Genomic DNA, 19,435 nt, shown 5'->3' on the forward strand with positions numbered 1-19,435 from the left:
ACGTGCACTCGGTGTTAGTGCCGACGAGCCTCAAGCTGGTCATGATACAACCGCTGCGCTGCACCGCACTGTTCATCCTCGTCGCAAAAATGGTTTTCAAGCTGGTGGACAACTTCTTCGGCGGCGATGGCCGTCACGCGAAGATCGAAGGGCGTGAATTCACCCCCACCGAACTGCGTGTGGTGCGCATGGTGCTGGAACAGGCCTTCGTCGATTTGAAGGAAGCCTGGCAGGCGATCATGGAAGTGAACTTCGAGTACATCAACTCGGAAGTGAACCCGGCCATGGCCAACATCGTCGGCCCGAGCGAAGCGGTCGTAGTGTCGACGTTCCACATTGAACTCGATGGTGGTGGCGGCGACCTGCACGTGACCATGCCGTACTCGATGATCGAGCCGGTGCGCGAGATGCTCGACGCCGGCTTCCAGTCGGACCTCGACGATCAGGATGAGCGCTGGATCAACGCCTTGCGCCAGGACGTGCTGGACGTTGATGTGCCTATCGGTGCCACCGTGGCCCGCCGTCAGCTGCGCCTTCGCGACATCCTGCACATGCAGCCCGGGGACATTATTCCGGTCGAGATGCCGGAAGAAATGATCATGCGCGCCAACGGCGTACCGGCCTTCAAGGTCAAGATGGGCTCGCACAAGGGCAACCTCGCGTTGCAAGTGATCGAGCCGATCGAGCGCCGCTGACCGGCGCTCCACCCCCCCTTTAATTGACTGCTCTTGATTGAGCAGGTGCCCGCCGAGGACAAATGATGAACGACGATATGAACGCCCAGGACGACCAGGCACTGGCTGATGAGTGGGCTGCGGCCCTGGAAGAAACCGGTGACGCCGGGCAGGACGATATCGATGCCTTGCTGGCCGCCGACGCAGCCGGTTCGCCGTCCAACCGTCTGCCGATGGAAGAGTTTGGCAGCGTGCCGAGGAACAACGATCCGGTGACGCTGGACGGTCCGAACCTGGACGTGATCCTCGATATTCCGGTGTCGATTTCCATGGAAGTCGGCAGCACCGATATCAACATCCGCAACCTGCTGCAACTCAACCAGGGTTCGGTGATCGAGCTTGACCGTCTGGCCGGCGAGCCGCTGGACGTGCTGGTCAACGGCACGCTCATCGCCCACGGTGAAGTGGTGGTGGTCAACGAAAAGTTCGGCATCCGCCTGACCGACGTGATCAGCCCAAGCGAACGCATCAAGAAGCTGCGCTGAGTGAAAAAGGTTCTGGGTTTTGTGCTGGGGTTAGCGCAGGCCTTGCCGTTCAGCGCGTTGGCGGCCGAGCCGGTAACGACAGCTGCGACAGCGGTTGCCACGCCGGCCGTCAGCAGCGGTGTGGCGGGGCAATTGACGCAATTGGTATTCGGCTTGGTGCTGGTGCTGGGGTTGATCTTCTTCCTCGCCTGGCTGCTGCGCCGGGTCCAGCAGGCCGGGCCGGCCGGCAAGGGGCAGGTGATCGAGCTGATCGGTTCGCGCGCGCTGGGTCCCCGGGACCGTTTGATGCTGGTGCAGGTCGGCAACGAACAGATTCTGCTCGGCCTGAGTCCCGGCAACATCACCGCGTTGCATGTGCTCAAGGAGCCGGTGCAAGTGTCGGACAATACCGAGAAAGCCACGCCGGAATTTGCCCAGCATCTGCTGAAAATGCTCGGCAAGGATCAGAAGGATAAGAAGTAATGGGTGCGTTACGCATCGTCTTGACGCTGGCCCTGATGCTGGCCGCGCCGCTGGCGTTCGCCGCCGATCCGTTGTCGATCCCGGCAATCACCTTGGGCACTAACGCCGAAGGCGCTCAGGAATACTCGGTCAGCCTGCAAATTCTGCTGATCATGACTGCGCTGAGTTTCATCCCGGCGTTCGTCATGCTGATGACCAGTTTCACCCGGATCATCATCGTGTTCTCGATCCTGCGGCAGGCCCTGGGCTTGCAGCAGACACCGTCGAACCAGATCCTCACCGGCATGGCGTTGTTCCTCACCATGTTCATCATGGCGCCGGTGTTCGATCGGGTGAATCAGGATGCCTTGCAGCCGTATCTGGCGGAGAAACTCACCGCTCAGGATGCCGTGACCAAGGCCCAGGTGCCGATCAAGGACTTCATGCTGGCCCAGACTCGCAGCAGCGATCTGGAACTGTTCATGCGCTTGTCCAAGCGCACTGACATTGCTTCGCCTGATCAGGCGCCACTGACGATTCTGGTGCCGGCGTTCGTGACCTCTGAGCTGAAAACCGCGTTCCAGATCGGCTTCATGATCTTCATCCCGTTCCTGATCATCGATCTTGTGGTGGCTAGCGTGTTGATGGCGATGGGTATGATGATGCTCTCGCCACTGATCATTTCCCTGCCGTTCAAAATCATGTTGTTTGTGCTGGTGGATGGCTGGGCGTTGATCATAGGTACCTTGGCCAGCAGCTTTGGCGGCGTTTCACCATGACGCCGGAAGTGGCCGTAGACATCTTTCGTGAAGCGCTGTGGCTGACCACCATGATGGTCGCCGTGCTGGTGATTCCCAGCTTGCTGGTGGGTTTGTTGGTGGCGATGTTCCAGGCCGCCACCCAGATCAACGAACAGACCCTGAGCTTCCTGCCGCGCCTGCTGGTGATGCTGGTGACGCTGATCGTTGCCGGTCCGTGGCTGGTGCAGACTTTCATGGAATACATCCTGCAGCTGTACGGCAGTATTCCTCAGGTCATCGGTTAAACCATGTCGCTGCTGCAGTTGACCGATACCCAGATCAGCACCTGGGTGGCAACGTTCATGTTGCCGTTGTTTCGCATCGGTTCGTTGCTGATGGTCATGCCGATTTTCGGCACGACGCTGGTGCCCACGCGCGTGCGTTTGTACTTCGCGCTGGCGATCACCGTGGTTATTGCGCCGGGGCTGCCGCCCATGCCCGCCGTCAATGCGCTGGACTTGAGTGCGCTGCTGCTGATTGCCGAACAGATCATCATCGGTGCGGTACTGGGATTCTCCTTGCAACTGTTCTTCCAGGCTTTCGTGGTTGCCGGGCAAATTGTCGCGATCCAGATGGGCATGGGTTTCGCCTCGATGGTCGACCCTACGAACGGTGTGTCGGTGGCGGTGATCGGGCAGTTTTTCACCATGCTGGTGACCCTGCTGTTCCTGTCAATGAACGGCCATCTGGTGGTGTTCGAAGTGCTCACCGAAAGCTTCACCACGCTGCCGGTCGGCGGCGGCTTGATGGTCCATCATTTCTGGGAATTGGCCGGCAAACTCGGCTGGGTACTCGGTGCGGCGCTGTTATTGGTGTTGCCGGCTATCACGGCGTTGCTGGTGGTCAACATTGCGTTTGGCGTGATGACCCGTGCGGCGCCGCAGCTGAATATCTTCTCGATCGGCTTCCCGCTGACGCTGGTGCTGGGGCTGTTCATTGTCTGGGTCGGCCTGGCGGACATTCTCAATCAGTATCAACCGCTGGCCGCCGAGGCTTTGCAGTTGTTACGCGAACTGGCACGGGCGCGCTGAGTCATGGCTGAGAGCGAAAGCGGTCAGGACAAAACAGAAGACCCCACGGAGAAACGTAAAAAGGACTCCCGTGAGAAGGGCGAAATTGCGCGCTCCAAGGAGCTCAATACCTTGGCGGTCATGCTCGCCGGCGCCGGTGCGCTGCTGATTTTCGGTGGTGCATTGGCGCAGGACATGATGGAGCTGATGCGGATGAACTTCACGCTGTCGCGGGAAGTGATTCTGGATCAGCGCAACATGGGTACCTTCTTGCTGCACTCGGGACAGATTGCCCTGTTGGCGATTCAGCCGGTGATGATCACTTTGCTGTTGGCTGCGTTGATCGGCCCGATCTCTCTCGGTGGCTGGCTGTTCGCGGCCGGCTCCATGGCGCCCAAGTTCAGTCGCATGAACCCCGGCGCGGGCCTGAAACGGATGTTCTCGGCCAAGGCTTTGGTTGAGCTGCTCAAGGCTCTGGCGAAGTTTTTCATCGTCTTGTTCGTGGCGTTGGCGGTCCTGTCGTCGGACATCGATGATCTGTTGCGCATCGCCCACGAGCCATTGGACATGGCGATCATTCACAGCTTGCAGGTGGTCGGCTGGAGTACCTTGTGGATGGCTTGCGGGCTGATCATCATCGCCGTGGTCGACGTGCCAGTGCAGCTCTGGGAAAGCCACAAGAAGCTGCAGATGACCAAGCAGGAAGTGCGCGACGAGCACAAGGATCAGGAAGGTAAACCAGAGGTCAAGCAGCGCATTCGCCAGTTGCAACGCGAGATGTCGCAGCGGCGGATGATGGCGGCCATTCCCGAGGCCGACGTGGTCATCACCAACCCGACTCACTATGCCGTAGCCCTCAAGTACGACCCGGACAAAGGCAATGCGCCGGTGCTGTTGGCCAAAGGTAGCGATTTCCTTGCCTTGAAAATCCGCGAAATCGCCGTGGCCAACAATGTGCTGCTGCTCCAATCGCCGGCGCTGGCGCGTTCGATCTACTACTCCACCGAGCTGGAGCAGGAAATCCCCGGCGGGCTGTATCTGGCGGTCGCCCAGGTACTGGCCTACGTCTACCAGATTCGCCAGTACCGCGCCGGCAAGGGTAAACGTCCGGATCCGCTCCAGGATGATTTGCCGATTCCGCCGGATCTGCGCCGCGATTCCTGATTGTGCGTTGGTAGTGCCGGCCTCTTCGCGGGCAAGCCTCGCTCCTACAGTCCGGTGTCGTTCGCATAAGTCGCTACTGACTCAAATCTGTAGGAGCGAGGCTTGCCCGCGAAGGCGTCGGTACAGACGATACAAATCCCCAAAACGGCCCTCTATCTCCCCGCTCGGCAAAAGTTGGAAGGCTTCTTGCAGTAGCCGCCCTGCGCCTGCTTCAGGCGTCAAAAGTTTGCTTTAAAGGAACGGGGAAAACCGGTGGATCGCTCTCAGTTAATCAACACTGCACGCACAAACGTTGCCGACCTCAGTCGAGGCAATCTGGGCGTGCCGCTGTTGCTGCTGGTCATGCTGGCCATGATGATGTTGCCGGTGCCGCCGTTCCTGCTGGACGTGTTTTTCACCTTCAACATTGCCTTGTCCATCGTCGTGTTGCTGGTCTGCGTGTACGCCTTGCGGCCGCTGGATTTTGCGGTGTTCCCGACCATTCTGCTGGTGGCGACGTTGTTGCGACTGGCGTTGAACGTGGCCTCGACACGGGTGGTAATGCTCCACGGTCAGGATGGCCATGCGGCCGCCGGTAAGGTGATCCAGGCCTTCGGTGAGGTGGTGATCGGCGGCAACTACGTGGTTGGTATCGTGGTCTTCGCGATTTTGATGATCATCAACTTTGTCGTAGTGACCAAGGGTGCCGGGCGGATTTCCGAGGTGAGCGCGCGTTTCACTCTCGACGCGATGCCGGGCAAACAAATGGCCATCGACGCCGACTTGAACGCCGGCCTGATCGACCAGAACCAGGCGAAACTGCGCCGGATGGAAGTGGCCCAGGAAGCCGAGTTCTACGGTTCCATGGACGGTGCCAGCAAGTTCGTGCGCGGTGACGCCATCGCCGGCCTGCTGATTCTGTTCATCAACCTGATCGGCGGCATGGCGGTCGGTATCTTCCAGCACGGCATGACCTTTGGCGATGCCGGTCGGGTGTATGCCTTGTTGACCATCGGTGACGGTTTGGTGGCGCAATTGCCATCACTGCTGTTGTCGACTGCCGCTGCGATCATGGTGACCCGGGCTTCCGGCTCGGAGGACATGGGCAAGCAGATCAATCGTCAGATGTTCGCCTCGCCGAAAGCCTTGGCCGTGGCCGCTGGCCTGATGGCGGTGATGGGCCTGGTGCCAGGCATGCCGCACTTCTCCTTTCTCAGCATGGCAGCCTTGGCGGCCGGCGGCGCTTACCTGTTCTGGAAGAAGCAGAACACGGTCAAGGTTCAGGCCCTGCAGGAGGTCAAGCGTCAGCAGGAACTGTTGCCATCGCCGGCCCGCGCCCAGGAAACCAAGGAGCTTGGCTGGGATGACGTGACCCCGATCGACATGATCGGCCTGGAAGTCGGCTACCGCCTGATCCCGCTGGTGGATCGCAACCAGGGTGGTCAGTTGCTGGCACGGATCAAGGGGGTGCGTAAAAAGCTGTCCCAGGACCTGGGCTTTCTGATGCCGACTGTGCATATCCGTGACAACCTCGATCTGGCGCCAAGCGCCTACCGCCTGACACTGATGGGCGTGATCCTGGCCGAGGCCGAGATTTACCCGGATCGCGAACTGGCGATCAACCCGGGGCAGGTCTACGGCACGCTCAACGGCATTACCGCCAAAGATCCGGCTTTTGGTCTGGAGGCGGTCTGGATCGAAATCAGCCAGCGTGCCCAGGCGCAATCCCTTGGCTACACCGTGGTCGATGCCAGTACAGTCGTGGCAACCCACTTGAACCAGATTTTGTACAAGCACTCCAGCGAGCTGATTGGCCACGAAGAAGTCCAGCAACTCATGCAATTGCTGGCCAAAAGCTCACCGAAACTGGCGGAAGAGCTGGTGCCGGGGGTGGTTTCGCTGTCGCAGCTGCTCAAGGTCTTGCAAGCGTTGCTGGCCGAACAGGTGCCGGTACGGGACATTCGCAGCATCGCCGAAGCCATCGCGAACAACGCCGCCAAGAGTCAAGATACTGCCGCTTTGGTGGCTGCGGTGCGCGTCGGTGTATCCCGTGCAATCGTGCAAAGCATTGTAGGCACTGAGTCGGAGCTGCCTGTGATCACCTTGGAGCCAAGGTTGGAACAAATATTGCTCAATAGTCTTCAGAAGGCAGGACAAGGCTCGGAAGAGGGCGTTCTGCTGGAGCCAAGCATGGCAGAGAAGCTGCAACGTTCGTTGATCGAAGCGGCGCAGCGTCAGGAAATGCAAGGTCAACCGGTGATTCTGCTGGTGGCCGGTCCGGTTCGCGCGATGCTCTCGCGATTCGGCCGACTGGCAGTCCCGGGTTTGCATGTGTTGGCTTACCAGGAAATCCCTGACAACAAGCAAGTGACCATCGTTGCGACAGTAGGGCCCAACGGCTGAGGTAGTGGTTTATGCAAGTTAAGCGTTTTTTCGCCGCCGATATGCGTCAGGCCATGAAACTGGTTCGTGATGAGCTGGGCGCTGATGCCGCCATCATTGGCAATCGCCGGATTGCCGGCGGTGTCGAGCTGACGGCTGCCCTGGATTACAAATTGTCGGCGCTGGCCCCGCGTGTTCCGAACATGGAGCTCGAGGACGAGCTGCGCAAGACTCAGTCGCGGATCGTGACCGCCCAGGCCGAATTGAGCCTGCGTAGCGACGGCGAGAGCGACAACAGCACCAATCGCCAATTGTTCGCCGGCCTGCCGCTGACCGCCGCCGAGCCACTGATCGAACCGACTTACGCTGAACCTCGTCGTGCTGCACCAGCCCCCGCGCCAGCCTCCGGTGGAGTTGACCCGCGAGCCTTCGATTCGATGCGTTTCGAGCTCAACAGCTTGCGTGAACTGATGGAAGTGCAACTCGGCTCGCTGGCCTGGAATCAGCTGCAAGGCAGCCGTCCGGCCCAGGCCAACCTCTGGCGTCGCCTGCAACGCATCGGTCTGTCCGGCCCGTTGTCGCGCGATCTGCTGGCACTGATTACCGATATTGATGAACCCCGTCAGGCCTGGCGCATGTTGCTCGCGCACCTGGCGCGGATGATCGCCACTCCGGAAGTCGAGCCGTTGGAAGAGGGTGGTGTGATTGCCATGGTTGGCCCGGCAGGCATGGGCAAGACCACCACGCTGGCCAAGCTCGCAGCGCGTTATGTGCTCAAGTACGGCGCGCAAAACATCGCGCTGGTGAGCATGGACAGCTATCGCATCGGCGCTCAGGAACAGCTCAAGACCCTGGGCCGCATCCTCAACGTGTCGGTCACCCACGTCGACCCGGGCCAATCGCTGGTGCAGGCGCTGGAGCCTTTGCTGCGCAAACGCGTAGTGCTGATCGATACCGCCGGCCTGCAAGCCAGCGATCCAGCACTGCGCATGCAGCTCGAAAGCCTGGCCGGACGGGGCATCAAATCAAAAAATTATCTGGTCTTGGCAACCACTAGCCAGAAACAGGTTCTAACCGCCGCTTATCACAGTTACAAACGTTGCGGCCTTGCCGGCTGCATCCTGACTAAACTGGATGAAACGGCAAGCTTGGGCGAGGTGTTGAGCCTGGCTATCAGTCATGAACTGCCGGTGGCTTACCTGACCGATGGCCCGCGGATTCCGGATGATTTGCATCTGCCGCGTCGTCATCAGTTGGTGAGTCGCGCCGTTAGCGTGCAAATGCAGGAAGAACCCAGCGAAGAAGCCATGGCTGACATGTTCGCTGATATTTACCACAGCCCGACCAAGCAGGTTGGCTGAGGTACTAATGAACAGTTTTTGTACCTACATCGATGGTCTGCCATGCATTGTTCAGTTGGTGAACGCGCAGCCAGTAATGTGGCCTCCGTCTAAGTAAGACAAGGTAAAGAAATAACATGGGCAGCATGCATCCCGTACAGGTGATCGCGGTGACCGGCGGCAAAGGTGGCGTCGGGAAGACTAACGTGTCAGTGAACTTGTCCCTGGCTCTAGCTGAGCTCGGCCGGCGCGTCATGCTGCTGGATGCCGATCTGGGACTGGCGAACGTCGACGTCCTGCTGGGACTGACACCCAAACGCACCTTGGCCGACGTGATCGAAGGCCGCTGTGAGCTGCGCGACGTACTGTTACAAGGGCCCGGCGGTATTCGCATCGTTCCGGCGGCGTCCGGCACCCAGAGCATGGTTCATTTGAGCCCGGCCCAGCATGCCGGCCTGATCCAGGCTTTCAGCGACATCGGCGACAACCTCGACGTATTGGTGATCGACACCGCTGCGGGTATTGGTGACTCGGTAGTCAGTTTCGTTCGCGCAGCCCAGGAAGTGCTGCTGGTGGTGTGCGATGAGCCGACCTCGATTACCGACGCCTACGCGCTGATCAAATTGCTGAATCGCGACTACGGCATGAACCGCTTCCGCGTCTTGGCCAACATGGCGCAGAGCCCGCAGGAAGGCCGCAATCTGTTCGCCAAGTTGACCAAGGTCACGGATCGTTTCCTCGACGTCGCCTTACAGTACGTTGGTGCCGTGCCTTACGACGAAAGCGTGCGCAAGGCCGTGCAGAAGCAGCGTGCTGTCTACGAAGCCTTCCCGCGTTCCAAATGCGCCCTGGCATTCAAGGCCATTGCGCAGAAGGTCGATACCTGGCCACTGCCGGCCAACCCGCGTGGGCACCTGGAGTTTTTCGTCGAGCGCCTCGTGCAACAGACCGCAGGACCCGTCCTATGACAGCCAGTGGCTACAACCTCTACAAGAAGTCGGCACGTGACGCGCAGTACGAGCTGATCGAGCGTTACGCGCCACTGGTCAAACGCATTGCCTACCACTTGCTGGCGCGTCTGCCGGCCAGTGTCCAGGTCGAAGACCTGATCCAGGCCGGGATGATCGGCCTGCTTGAAGTATCAACCAAATACGACGCCAGCAAAGGCGCGAGCTTCGAGACGTACGCGGGCATTCGAATCCGCGGCGCGATGCTCGATGAAGTGCGCAAGGGGGACTGGGCGCCACGTTCGGTTCACCGCAATACCCGCATGGTCAGCGACGCAATTCGCTCGATTGAAGCTAAAACCGGCCGTGACGCTAAAGATCACGAAGTTGCGGCCGAACTCCAATTGAGTCTCGACGATTATTACGGGATTTTGAACGACACCCTCGGTAGCCGGTTATTCAGTTTCGACGATCTGTTGCAGGACGGCGAACACGAAGGGCTGCACGAGGATGGCGCCAGTGCTCATCTCGAGCCGTCGCGCGATCTGGAAGATGAACGCTTCCAGGCGGCGCTGGCGGACGCGATTGCCAATTTGCCGGAGCGTGAGCGACTGGTGTTGGCGCTGTACTACGACGAAGAGTTGAATCTCAAGGAAATCGGTGAGGTCCTGGGGGTCAGCGAGTCGCGGGTCAGCCAGTTACACAGCCAGTGCGCGGCCCGTTTGCGGGGGCGTTTGGGGGAGTGGCGAGCGCGCTGACAGGCAGTGTGGGGACACTGCGAACGAGGTGGGTACGGCATTTTGCTGCATCGGCCACGGCCCGTTGTAATCCATACAACTGTTGAGTGTTACGCCGAATTGATTGAACGGCGCGTTCAGGTGCTGCGCGCGTTTTAAGACTGCTTGGAGGTCGAATTGGACAAGAATATGAAAATCCTCATCGTTGATGACTTCTCAACGATGCGGCGGATCATAAAAAACCTGTTGCGTGACCTTGGGTTCACCAACACGGTCGAGGCGGATGACGGTATTACCGCGATTCCGGTCCTCAACAGCGGGAGCATCGACTTTCTGGTAACGGACTGGAACATGCCCGGCATGACCGGTATTGATCTGCTGCGCCACGTGCGTGCCGATGAAAAACTCAAACACCTGCCGGTGTTGATGGTCACGGCCGAAGCCAAGCGCGAGCAAATCATCGAAGCCGCTCAGGCGGGCGTGAACGGCTATGTGGTCAAGCCATTCACGGCTCAAGCGTTGAAAGACAAGATTGAAAAGATCTTCGAACGCATCGGTTGATGTGCAAAGCCAGTCCGTCACGGGGGAGCTATGGAGCATAACGAATCTTCACAGGGCGATTTTGAGTCGACCCTGAAAAAACACGCGGTCGAACTGGTCGAAAGCCTTGAGAAAGGCAGGTTCGGCGACGCTGTGCAACTGATCCATGAGCTCAACCAGACCCGTGACCGCGGCCTGTATCAGGAAGTGGGCAAGCTCACCCGCGAGCTGCATAGCGCGATCGTCAATTTCCAGATTGACCCGCACATGCCGCAAGCCGAGGAAGTGTCTCAGATCACGGATGCCACCGAGCGCCTGGGTTATGTGGTCAAGCTGACCGAGGCCGCAGCCAACCGCACCATGGACCTGGTGGAAAACGCCACACCGCTGATCAACAGCCTGAGCGACGAAGCTCAGGCGCTGAGCACGGATTGGGGACGGTTCATGCGTCGCGAAGTCGGGGCCGAAGAGTTCCGCGAACTGGCTCGGCGGGTCGACGGTTTCCTGACCCGCAGCAGTGAAGACAACCGCATCGTGTCGAGCAACCTCAACGACATTCTGCTGGCCCAGGATTACCAGGACCTCACCGGTCAGGTGATCAAGCGCGTGACCCAGTTGGTCACCGAAGTTGAAAGCAACCTGCTCAAGCTCGTGCTCATGGCCAGTCAGGTCGACCGCTTTGCGGGTATCGAACATGACCGTGAAGCGATGCTGGCTGAAAAAGATCCGCAAAAACATCTCTCTCAGGGTGAAGGTCCGCAGATTCATGCCGATAAAAGAGAAGACGTTGTGTCCGGTCAGGACGATGTGGACGATTTGTTATCCAGCCTAGGATTCTAGAGTTTTAGCATTTTAGGTTTTTTAGGTTTTTAGACCTCAGGAGCACCCCCCTTAATGAGCTTCGGCGCCGATGAAGAGATCCTTCAGGATTTCCTGGTTGAGGCCGGCGAGATTCTAGAGCAACTGTCCGAACAACTGGTCGAGCTTGAAAGCCGACCGGATGATGCGGATTTGCTCAATGCAATTTTTCGCGGTTTTCACACTGTAAAAGGGGGCGCCGGCTTCCTCCAGCTCAACGAGTTGGTGGAGTGCTGTCACATCGCCGAGAACGTGTTCGACATCCTGCGCAAGGGTGAACGACGCGTCGACTCGGAACTGATGGACGTGGTTCTCGAGGCACTGGACGCGGTGAACGGCATGTTCAGCGAAGTCCGCGAACGCAGCCCGATCACGGCTGCCACGCCTGAGTTGCTTGCAGCGTTGGCCCGTTTGGCCGAGCCGCAAACCGCCGATGAGTCGGCACCGGTCGCCGAGGTGGTGGAAGAACCTGCCGCTGAAGAATCGGGCGACATCACGGATAACGAATTCGAACAACTGCTGGACTCGCTGAATGCCGTCAAGGCTCAAGCCGAGGCTCCAGCGGCTGCGCCAGTGCCGACCAGCGATGCCTCGGCCAGCGACGAAATCACCGATGCCGAGTTCGAGTCGTTGCTCGATCAATTGCACGGTAAAGGCCAGTTCGCCCCCGATGCAGTGGTCGCGGCGCCCGCCGCACCGGCGGCCCCGAAAGCGCCAGGCGACAGCTCCGATATTACCGACGACGAGTTCGAAGCACTGCTCGACCAGTTGCACGGCAAAGGCAACTTTGCGGTCGATGCATTGGAGTCGGCGATTGCTTCGGCTCCGGCCCCGGCTGCGCCAACCGCTAAAGCGGCCGGCGACGATCTGATCTCCGATCACGAGTTCGAATCACTGCTCGACGAATTGCATGGCAAAGGCAAGTTCACCGAGGTGGGCACTGGCGCAGTGGTTTCTGCTCCTGTCGCCAAGGCGCCAGCACCGGTTGCGAAACCTGTGGCCAAAGCGCCCGAGCCAAAAGCCGAAGCGCCGAAACCGGCCGCCGCTGCTGCACCGGCACCTGCTCGTGCCCCGGCCGCACCGCCACCGGAAAAACCGGCCAGCGAAGCCGAGACCACCGTGCGGGTCGATACCGCGCGTCTCGACGAGATCATGAACATGGTCGGCGAGCTGGTACTGGTGCGTAACCGCCTGGTCCGCCTGGGCCTCAACAGCGGCGACGAAGCCATGTCCAAGGCCGTGTCGAACCTCGACGTGGTCACGGCCGACCTGCAAACCGCGGTCATGAAGACCCGGATGCAGCCGATCAAGAAAGTCTTCGGGCGTTTCCCGCGCCTGGTTCGCGACCTGGCTCGCCAGCTCAAGAAAGAGATCAACCTGGAGCTGGTCGGCGAAGAAACCGACCTCGACAAGAACCTCGTCGAGGCCCTGGCCGACCCGCTGGTCCACTTGGTGCGCAACTCGGTCGACCACGGTATTGAAGAGCCGGCTGAGCGCGAAGCGATGGGCAAGCCTCGCAGCGGCAAGGTGATTCTGTCCGCGGAACAGGAAGGCGACCACATCCTGCTGTCCATCTCCGATGATGGCAAAGGCATGGACGCCGATGTTCTGCGCGGTATCGCCGTGAAGAAAGGCCTGATGGACAAGGATGCGGCGGACCGTCTCAGCGAGACCGATTGCTTCAACCTGATCTTCGCGCCGGGGTTCTCGACCAAGACCGAGATTTCCGACGTCTCCGGGCGTGGCGTGGGCATGGACGTGGTGAAAACCAAGATTGCCCAGCTCAACGGCACCATCAATATCTACTCGACCAAGGGCAAGGGCTCGAAGATCGTCATCAAGGTCCCGTTGACCCTGGCGATCATGCCGACGCTGATGGTCATGCTCGGCAACCAGGCGTTCGCGTTCCCGCTGGTGAACGTCAACGAGATCTTCCACCTCGACCTGTCGCGCACCAACGTGGTGGACGGCCAGGAAGTGGTGATCGTGCGGGACAAGGCGCTGCCGCTGTTCTACCTCAAGCGCTGGCTGGTCAGCTCCGCCGCTCATGAAGAGCAGCGCGAAGGCCATGTGGTGATCCTGTCGGTGGGCACTCAGCGGATCGGCTTCGTCGTCGATCAACTGGTGGGCCAGGAAGACGTGGTCATCAAGCCATTGGGCAAAATGCTCCAGGGAACCCCGGGCATGTCCGGCGCCACCATTACCGGTGACGGCCGCATTGCGCTGATTCTCGATGTTCCGAGCATGCTCAAGCGTTACGCCGCACGGCGTATTTGATTCTGCGGGAGCGGGGCGACTGAGCCTCGCCCCGTCTAACGGAGTGTTTATGGCAGTCAAAGTCCTGGTGGTGGACGATTCGGGGTTTTTCCGCCGCCGCGTCTCGGAAATTCTTTCAGCGGATTCCAATATCCAGGTCGTCGGTACGGCGACCAACGGCAAAGAGGCGATCGATCAGGCGCTGGCGCTCAAGCCGGACGTGATCACCATGGACTACGAGATGCCGATGATGGATGGCATCACCGCAGTGCGGCACATCATGCAGCGCTGCCCGACCCCGGTGTTGATGTTCTCCTCGCTGACTCACGAAGGCGCGCGGGTCACCCTCGATGCGCTGGACGCTGGCGCGGTGGATTTCCTGCCGAAGAATTTCGAAGACATCTCGCGTAACCCGGAGAAGGTCAAGCAACTGCTGTGCGAGAAGATTCTCAGCATCTCGCGCAGTAACCGTCGTGTCAGCGCCTACAGTGCCCCGGCTCCAGTGGCCGCACCAGCCCCGACGCCTGCGCCTTCGAGCGTCAGCAGCTACGGCAGCAGCAGTGCGCCTGCGCGTCCGGCCCCGGCACCGATTCCGGCTCGCAGCCATGCAGCGACGCCGTCGTCGCCAGCGCCGAAACGCAAAGCCTACAAACTGGTCGCCATCGGCACCTCCACCGGTGGCCCGGTTGCCCTGCAACGGGTACTGACGCAGTTGCCGGCCAACTTCCCGGCACCGATCGTGTTGATCCAGCACATGCCGGCAGCCTTCACCAAAGCCTTCGCCGAGCGTCTGGACAAGCTGTGCCGCATCAGCGTCAAGGAAGCCGAGGACGGCGACATCCTGCGTCCGGGCCTGGCGCTGCTGGCGCCGGGTGGCAAGCAGATGATGATCGACGGCCGCGGCGCGGTGAAAATCCTGCCGGGCGATGAACGTCTGAACTACAAGCCGTGCGTGGACATCACCTTCGGTTCCGCGGCCAAATCCTACGGCGACAAAGTTCTGGCGGTGGTACTCACCGGCATGGGCGCCGACGGTCGCGAAGGCGCGCGTCTGCTCAAGCAGGGCGGCAGTGCGATCTGGGCTCAGGATGAAGCCAGCTGCGTGATCTACGGCATGCCCATGGCGATCGTCAAAGCCGAGCTCGCGGACGCGGTGTACAGCCTGGACGATATCGGCCGTCACCTGGTCGAGGCGTGTCTCTGATGGATGTACTCAGCCTTATCGGGATCATCATGGCGTTTGTCGCCATCATCGGCGGCAACTACCTTGAAGGCGGTCACCTCGGCGCGTTGGCCAACGGCCCGGCAGCGTTGATCGTACTCGGTGGGACCGTTGGTGCAGCGCTGCTGCAATCGCCGATGAGCGCCTTCAAGCGCGCCATGCAGATTCTCGCCTGGATTCTGTTTCCACCGCGTGTGGACCTGGCTGGCGGCATCGATCGCGTCGTGAACTGGAGCCTGACTGCCCGCAAGGAAGGTTTGCTCGGTCTGGAAGGGGTGGCCGACGCCGAACCCGACAGCTACTCGCGCAAAGGCCTGCAACTGCTGGTGGACGGCGCCGAGCCGGAAGCGATTCGCAGCATTCTGGAAGTGGATTTCTACACCCAGGAAAGCCGCGACATCGAAGCCGCCAAAGTCTTTGAAAGCATGGGCGGCTACGCGCCGACCATCGGCATCATCGGTGCGGTGATGGGCCTGATCCACGTCATGGGCAACCTGGCCGATCCATCGCAGTTGGGCAGCGGCATTGCCGTCGCCTTCGTCGCCACCATCTATGGCGTGGCCAGTGCCAACCTGATATTGCTGCCGGTTGCCGCCAAGCTCAAGTCCATCGCGTTGCGGCAGTCGCGTTATCGCGAGATGTTGCTGGAAGGGATTCTGTCGATCGCCGAAGGTGAAAACCCTCGCTCTATTGAGTTGAAGCTTCAGGGCTTCATGGATTAAGGGAATAACCTCATGGCTCGTCGTCGGCAACCTGAAGAACACGTAAACCATGAACGCTGGCTCGTTTCATACGCCGACTTCATTACGTTGCTGTTTGCTTTCTTCGTGGTGATGTACTCGATTTCTTCGATCAACGAAGGTAAGTACAAGGTCATTTCCGAGGCGTTGATCGGGGTGTTTACCGACTCTGATCGCGCCCTCAAGCCGATCCCGATTGGTGACGAGCGACCGAAGACCGTGACCCCGGCCAAGCCGCTGGTCAAGGACAGCGAACAGATTGACGCTGGCATCGCCCAGGCTGCCAACGATCCGCTCAAAAGCATTGCCGATGACATCAGCGCGGCGTTTGGCGACTTGATCAGTTCCAACCAGATGACCGTGCGCGGCAATGAGTTGTGGGTCGAGATCGAGCTCAATTCCAGCCTGTTGTTCGGCAGTGGCGATGCGATGCCCAGCGACATCGCCTTCAACATTATCGATAAGGTCGCCGCGATCCTGAGGCCGTTCGATAACCCGATCCACGTCGAAGGCTTTACCGACGATCAGCCGATTCGCACCGCGCAATATCCGACCAACTGGGAGCTGTCCTCGGCCCGTTCGGCAAGCATCGTGCGCATGCTGGCGATGCAGGGTGTGAACCCCGGTCGTCTGGCGTCGGTGGGTTATGGCGAGTTCCAGCCGGTGGCCAATAACGCCACCGCCGAAGGTCGGGCGCGCAACCGTCGGGTGGTGTTGGTGGTTTCACGAAATCTCGATGTACGCCGCAGCCTCACGGGTACCGGAACGGCTCATGCACAACCGGATGCCGCGTTGAAGCGGGCTGGCACACAAACTGCACCGGCTCCGGTCAAGTCGCCGGGACGAGAGAGCGCCGTCAATTCTCCGTCACCCGCATTAATACGTTGAGCTATTTCTCGGTCAATCTTTTCGACCGGGAGGAACAATCCGAATGAGAGTCTGGGCAGTCGCCAATCAAAAGGGTGGTGTCGGTAAAACCACTTCCTCCATCGCTTTAGCCGGTTTGCTGGCTGAGGCGGGCAAGCGCGTGGTTGTGGTCGATCTCGACCCCCACGGCTCCATGACCAGCTACTTCGGTTACGACCCCGACAGCCTGGAACACAGCAGCTACGACTTGTTTCTGCATAAGGGCAGTGTGCCGCAAGGCTTGCCCGGTCAGTTGCTGATGCCCACCAGTGACGAACGCATTTCCCTGTTGCCATCGAGCACCGCGCTGGCAACCCTTGAGCGCCAGTCGCCGGGCCAGAGTGGTTTGGGCCTGGTGATCGCCAAGAGCCTGGCGCAGTTGTGGCAGGACTTCGATTACGCGGTGATCGACAGCCCGCCGTTGCTCGGTGTGCTGATGGTCAATGCCTTGGCGGCCAGCCAGCAGTTGGTGATTCCGGTACAGACCGAACACTTGGCGGTCAAAGGCCTGGAACGCATGGTCAACACCCTGGCGATGATCAACCGTTCGCGCAAACAGGCGCTGCCGTTCAGCATCGTGCCGACCCTGTTCGACCGCCGCACCCAGGCGTCCCTTGGCACCCTTCGCGTGCTGCGCGACAAGTACCCGGAAGAAATCTGGCAAGGCTACATTCCGATCGACACCCGCTTGCGTGACGCGAGCCGGGCAGGGCTGACGCCTTCGCAATTCGACGGCAAGAGCCGTGGCGTTCTCGCTTACCGTGCACTGCTCAAGCATCTGCTGGCGGCGCAACGTGTTCCGCAGGTGGCGTGAGATGAACTCAATCCCCGTAGGAGCGAGGCTTGCCCGCGAAGCAGACGCCGCAGTTACCACAGTTAAATCGCATTATCGTTCTTCGCGGGCAAGCCTCGCCCCTACAAAGGTGCGCGCATGAATCGGCCGGTGAAAGTCACCTCGCGTCCGCAACTGGCCCTCCAGTCCTATCTGGACGCATTGCTGCAGGACGCGACCGAAGAGTTGCCGCCAGAAGTGGAGGCGCTGCCCGAGGTTGTCGAGGTTATCGAGGTTGAGGTCGCGCTGGATGAGTTCCAGGCTGCCGTGCTTGAAGAACAGGCCCGTGATGCGCAGAAACCGGCCGTGGCTGCTGCACCCATCGTTGCGCCAGTGGTGAAAGCACCGGTGGCCGTGATCGAAGCGCCGGCACCGATTCTGGCGCCCGTGTCGACGATTGCACCCCTGCTGCAAGCGTTGGTGCCGCCGTTGGTTGAAGTTCATCTGCCACCCAGCAACACGCCGCCACCGGTGGAAACCGACGGTCGTCCGGCATGGGCTGCCGAGCCGTTCGAGTGCCTGTTGTTCGACGTCGCCGGGTTGACCCTGGCGGTGCCACTGGTGTGCCTGGGCTCGATTTACTCCTTGGCCGGGCACGAGCTGACGCCGTTGTTCGGCCAGCCGGAATGGTTCCTCGGGATCCTGCCGAGCCAGGCCGGCAACCTGAAAGTACTGGATACCGCGCGCTGGGTCATGCCGGACCGCTACCGCGATGATTTCCGCCAGGGCCTGCAATACGTTATTTCGGTTCAGGGCTACGAGTGGGGGCTGGCGGTGCATCAGGTCAGCCGCTCATTGCGCCTGGACCCAAACGAAATCAAATGGAGAAGTCACCGAGGTCAGCGGCCATGGCTCGCCGGCACGGTGATTGAGCACATGTGTGCGCTGCTGGACGTTTCTGCCCTGGCCGAGTTGATCGCCAGCGGCGGGGCAAAGCACATGAGCGGCAGCAAGCCACTTCACAAACCGACATAGCTGCCGACATAACAAGTATGCGACAGCATTGTTGAATGCTGCCTACAGAACACACACCGCCAGGAGCGGTTTTTCGAGGGGTCAGGGTATGAGTAGTCAAGCGACGAATGCAAAAGGTTCTGAAGATCCGATCCTGCAATGGGTAACCTTCAAACTGGACAACGAAACCTACGGCATCAACGTGATGCGCGTTCAGGAAGTCCTGCGCTACACCGAAATCGCCCCGGTCCCGGGTGCTCCGAGCTACGTGCTGGGCATCATCAACCTGCGCGGTAACGTGGTCACCGTGATCGACACCCGTCAGCGCTTCGGCCTGATGAATGCCGAGATCAGCGACAACACCCGTATCGTCATCATCGAAGCCGACAAGCAAGTGGTCGGGATCATGGTCGACAGCGTGGCTGAAGTGGTTTACCTGCGTCAGTCGGAAATCGAGACCGCGCCGAACGTCGGTAACGAAGAGTCCGCCAAGTTCATTCAAGGCGTGTGCAACAAGAACAACGAACTGCTGATCCTGGTCGAGCTGGACAAGATGATGAGCGAAGAAGAATGGTCGGAACTGGAGAGTATCTGATTGATTCTTGAGGTGGCTGTCATTGTCCTGTTCCTTTTATGGGCAGGCACGCTGGCGATGTTCCTGGCGTACATCCGCGCTCAGCGGCAGATCGCCGCGCAACAGGCCGAGGGCGATGCGCTGCGCGATCAGCGCATCAAGGACCTGGCCAAACGCGTCGACGACTACCAGAACGGCAACGTGCGCATGGGTGAAGACCTGCACGAACTGCGCGCCGTCGTCGGCCCGTTGCCGGACAAACTGGCGCAGCTGGAGCAGCGTGATCCGTCGAGCCTTTCATTCGCCCAGGCAGCGCGCCTGGTGGGGATGGGCGCGAGCGTCAGTGAGCTGACGCAGTCCTGCGGGTTGACCCAGGCTGAGGCGGAATTGATGAGTAAGTTGCACAGGAACTGAGAAGATCAAAAGATCGCAGCCTCGTTGCACTCGACAGCTCCTACAGGGCGTGCGCAATGGAAATCGTTCCCACGCTCTGCGTGGGAATGCCTCTTGGGACGCTCTGCGTTCCGCTGTTGT

21 protein-coding genes are annotated in these 19,435 nt (G+C 60.0%); all 21 read left to right on the forward strand.

Annotation, left to right across the window (positions count from 1 at the left end):
* The coding region (fliM, locus tag ACIPLA_RS24800) for a flagellar motor switch protein FliM (protein WP_401176772.1) at positions 1–695 on the forward strand (695 nt) is incomplete at its 5' end.
* A 65-nt stretch (positions 696–760) separates the two neighbouring features.
* Positions 761–1,219 (forward strand): flagellar motor switch protein FliN, encoded by a 459-nt coding sequence (gene fliN, locus ACIPLA_RS24805; RefSeq protein WP_008072631.1) that lies wholly within the window; start codon positions 761–763, stop codon positions 1,217–1,219.
* Positions 1,220–1,681, forward strand: a complete 462-nt coding sequence (fliO, locus tag ACIPLA_RS24810; RefSeq protein WP_401176774.1) for a flagellar biosynthetic protein FliO — start codon at positions 1,220–1,222, stop codon at positions 1,679–1,681.
* On the forward strand, positions 1,681–2,439 hold the full coding sequence (fliP, locus tag ACIPLA_RS24815; RefSeq protein ID WP_030130550.1) for a flagellar type III secretion system pore protein FliP: 759 nt from the start codon (positions 1,681–1,683) through the stop codon (positions 2,437–2,439). The genes fliO and fliP overlap by 1 nt, the downstream gene beginning before the upstream one ends.
* Positions 2,436–2,705, forward strand: a complete 270-nt coding sequence (gene fliQ / locus ACIPLA_RS24820) for a flagellar biosynthesis protein FliQ (protein WP_007948918.1) — start codon at positions 2,436–2,438, stop codon at positions 2,703–2,705. The genes fliP and fliQ overlap by 4 nt, the downstream gene beginning before the upstream one ends.
* A 3-nt stretch (positions 2,706–2,708) precedes the next feature.
* The gene (fliR, locus tag ACIPLA_RS24825; protein ID WP_192345717.1) at positions 2,709–3,491 is read left to right on the forward strand and encodes a flagellar biosynthetic protein FliR; all 783 of its coding nucleotides are present in this window, start codon (positions 2,709–2,711) and stop codon (positions 3,489–3,491) included.
* 3 nt (positions 3,492–3,494) lie between these two features.
* Entirely contained in the window at positions 3,495–4,634 is a 1,140-nt protein-coding gene (gene flhB, locus ACIPLA_RS24830; RefSeq protein WP_218394190.1) for a flagellar biosynthesis protein FlhB, read from the forward strand.
* 252 nt (positions 4,635–4,886) lie between these two features.
* Positions 4,887–7,016, forward strand: coding sequence for a flagellar biosynthesis protein FlhA (flhA, locus tag ACIPLA_RS24835; protein WP_008006718.1), 2,130 nt, complete (start codon positions 4,887–4,889; stop codon positions 7,014–7,016).
* 11 nt (positions 7,017–7,027) lie between these two features.
* Positions 7,028–8,356, forward strand: a complete 1,329-nt coding sequence (flhF, locus tag ACIPLA_RS24840) for a flagellar biosynthesis protein FlhF (RefSeq protein WP_123496053.1) — start codon at positions 7,028–7,030, stop codon at positions 8,354–8,356.
* Between the two features lie 116 nt (positions 8,357–8,472).
* Entirely contained in the window at positions 8,473–9,303 is an 831-nt protein-coding gene (gene fleN / locus ACIPLA_RS24845; RefSeq protein WP_003222917.1) for a flagellar synthesis regulator FleN, read from the forward strand.
* Positions 9,300–10,040 (forward strand): RNA polymerase sigma factor FliA, encoded by a 741-nt coding sequence (fliA, locus tag ACIPLA_RS24850; RefSeq protein ID WP_007894214.1) that lies wholly within the window; start codon positions 9,300–9,302, stop codon positions 10,038–10,040. Before fleN ends, fliA begins: the two co-directional genes overlap by 4 nt.
* Positions 10,041–10,208: 168 nt before the next feature.
* Positions 10,209–10,580, forward strand: coding sequence for a chemotaxis response regulator CheY (locus tag ACIPLA_RS24855; protein WP_008072643.1), 372 nt, complete (start codon positions 10,209–10,211; stop codon positions 10,578–10,580).
* 30 nt (positions 10,581–10,610) lie between these two features.
* The gene (locus ACIPLA_RS24860) at positions 10,611–11,399 is read left to right on the forward strand and encodes a protein phosphatase CheZ (RefSeq protein WP_095051772.1); all 789 of its coding nucleotides are present in this window, start codon (positions 10,611–10,613) and stop codon (positions 11,397–11,399) included.
* Positions 11,400–11,453: 54 nt separating this feature from the next.
* Positions 11,454–13,694, forward strand: a complete 2,241-nt coding sequence (locus ACIPLA_RS24865) for a chemotaxis protein CheA (RefSeq protein ID WP_401176782.1) — start codon at positions 11,454–11,456, stop codon at positions 13,692–13,694.
* Positions 13,695–13,743: 49 nt separating this feature from the next.
* Positions 13,744–14,877 (forward strand): chemotaxis response regulator protein-glutamate methylesterase, encoded by a 1,134-nt coding sequence (locus tag ACIPLA_RS24870; protein ID WP_123496059.1) that lies wholly within the window; start codon positions 13,744–13,746, stop codon positions 14,875–14,877.
* Positions 14,877–15,617, forward strand: coding sequence for a flagellar motor protein (locus ACIPLA_RS24875; RefSeq protein WP_008072647.1), 741 nt, complete (start codon positions 14,877–14,879; stop codon positions 15,615–15,617). Before ACIPLA_RS24870 ends, ACIPLA_RS24875 begins: the two co-directional genes overlap by 1 nt.
* Before the next feature lie 12 nt (positions 15,618–15,629).
* Complete coding sequence (gene motD / locus ACIPLA_RS24880; RefSeq protein WP_008072648.1) at positions 15,630–16,523, forward strand: flagellar motor protein MotD; 894 nt, start codon at positions 15,630–15,632, stop codon at positions 16,521–16,523.
* Between the two features lie 43 nt (positions 16,524–16,566).
* A complete protein-coding gene (locus ACIPLA_RS24885) occupies positions 16,567–17,355 on the forward strand; it encodes a ParA family protein (protein WP_007894220.1) in 789 nt (262 codons plus the stop codon).
* A 117-nt stretch (positions 17,356–17,472) separates the two neighbouring features.
* Positions 17,473–18,348: a CheW domain-containing protein gene (locus ACIPLA_RS24890; RefSeq protein ID WP_218394193.1), complete on the forward strand. Its 876-nt coding sequence runs from the start codon at positions 17,473–17,475 to the stop codon at positions 18,346–18,348.
* An 88-nt stretch (positions 18,349–18,436) separates the two neighbouring features.
* A complete protein-coding gene (locus ACIPLA_RS24895; RefSeq protein WP_008072653.1) occupies positions 18,437–18,922 on the forward strand; it encodes a chemotaxis protein CheW in 486 nt (161 codons plus the stop codon).
* Positions 18,923–19,315: a DUF2802 domain-containing protein gene (locus ACIPLA_RS24900; RefSeq protein ID WP_192345726.1), complete on the forward strand. Its 393-nt coding sequence runs from the start codon at positions 18,923–18,925 to the stop codon at positions 19,313–19,315.
* Positions 19,316–19,435: the final 120 nt, after the last annotated feature.

The organism is Pseudomonas sp. NPDC086112, assembly GCF_044746425.1.
Lineage (GTDB): Bacteria > Pseudomonadota > Gammaproteobacteria > Pseudomonadales > Pseudomonadaceae > Aquipseudomonas.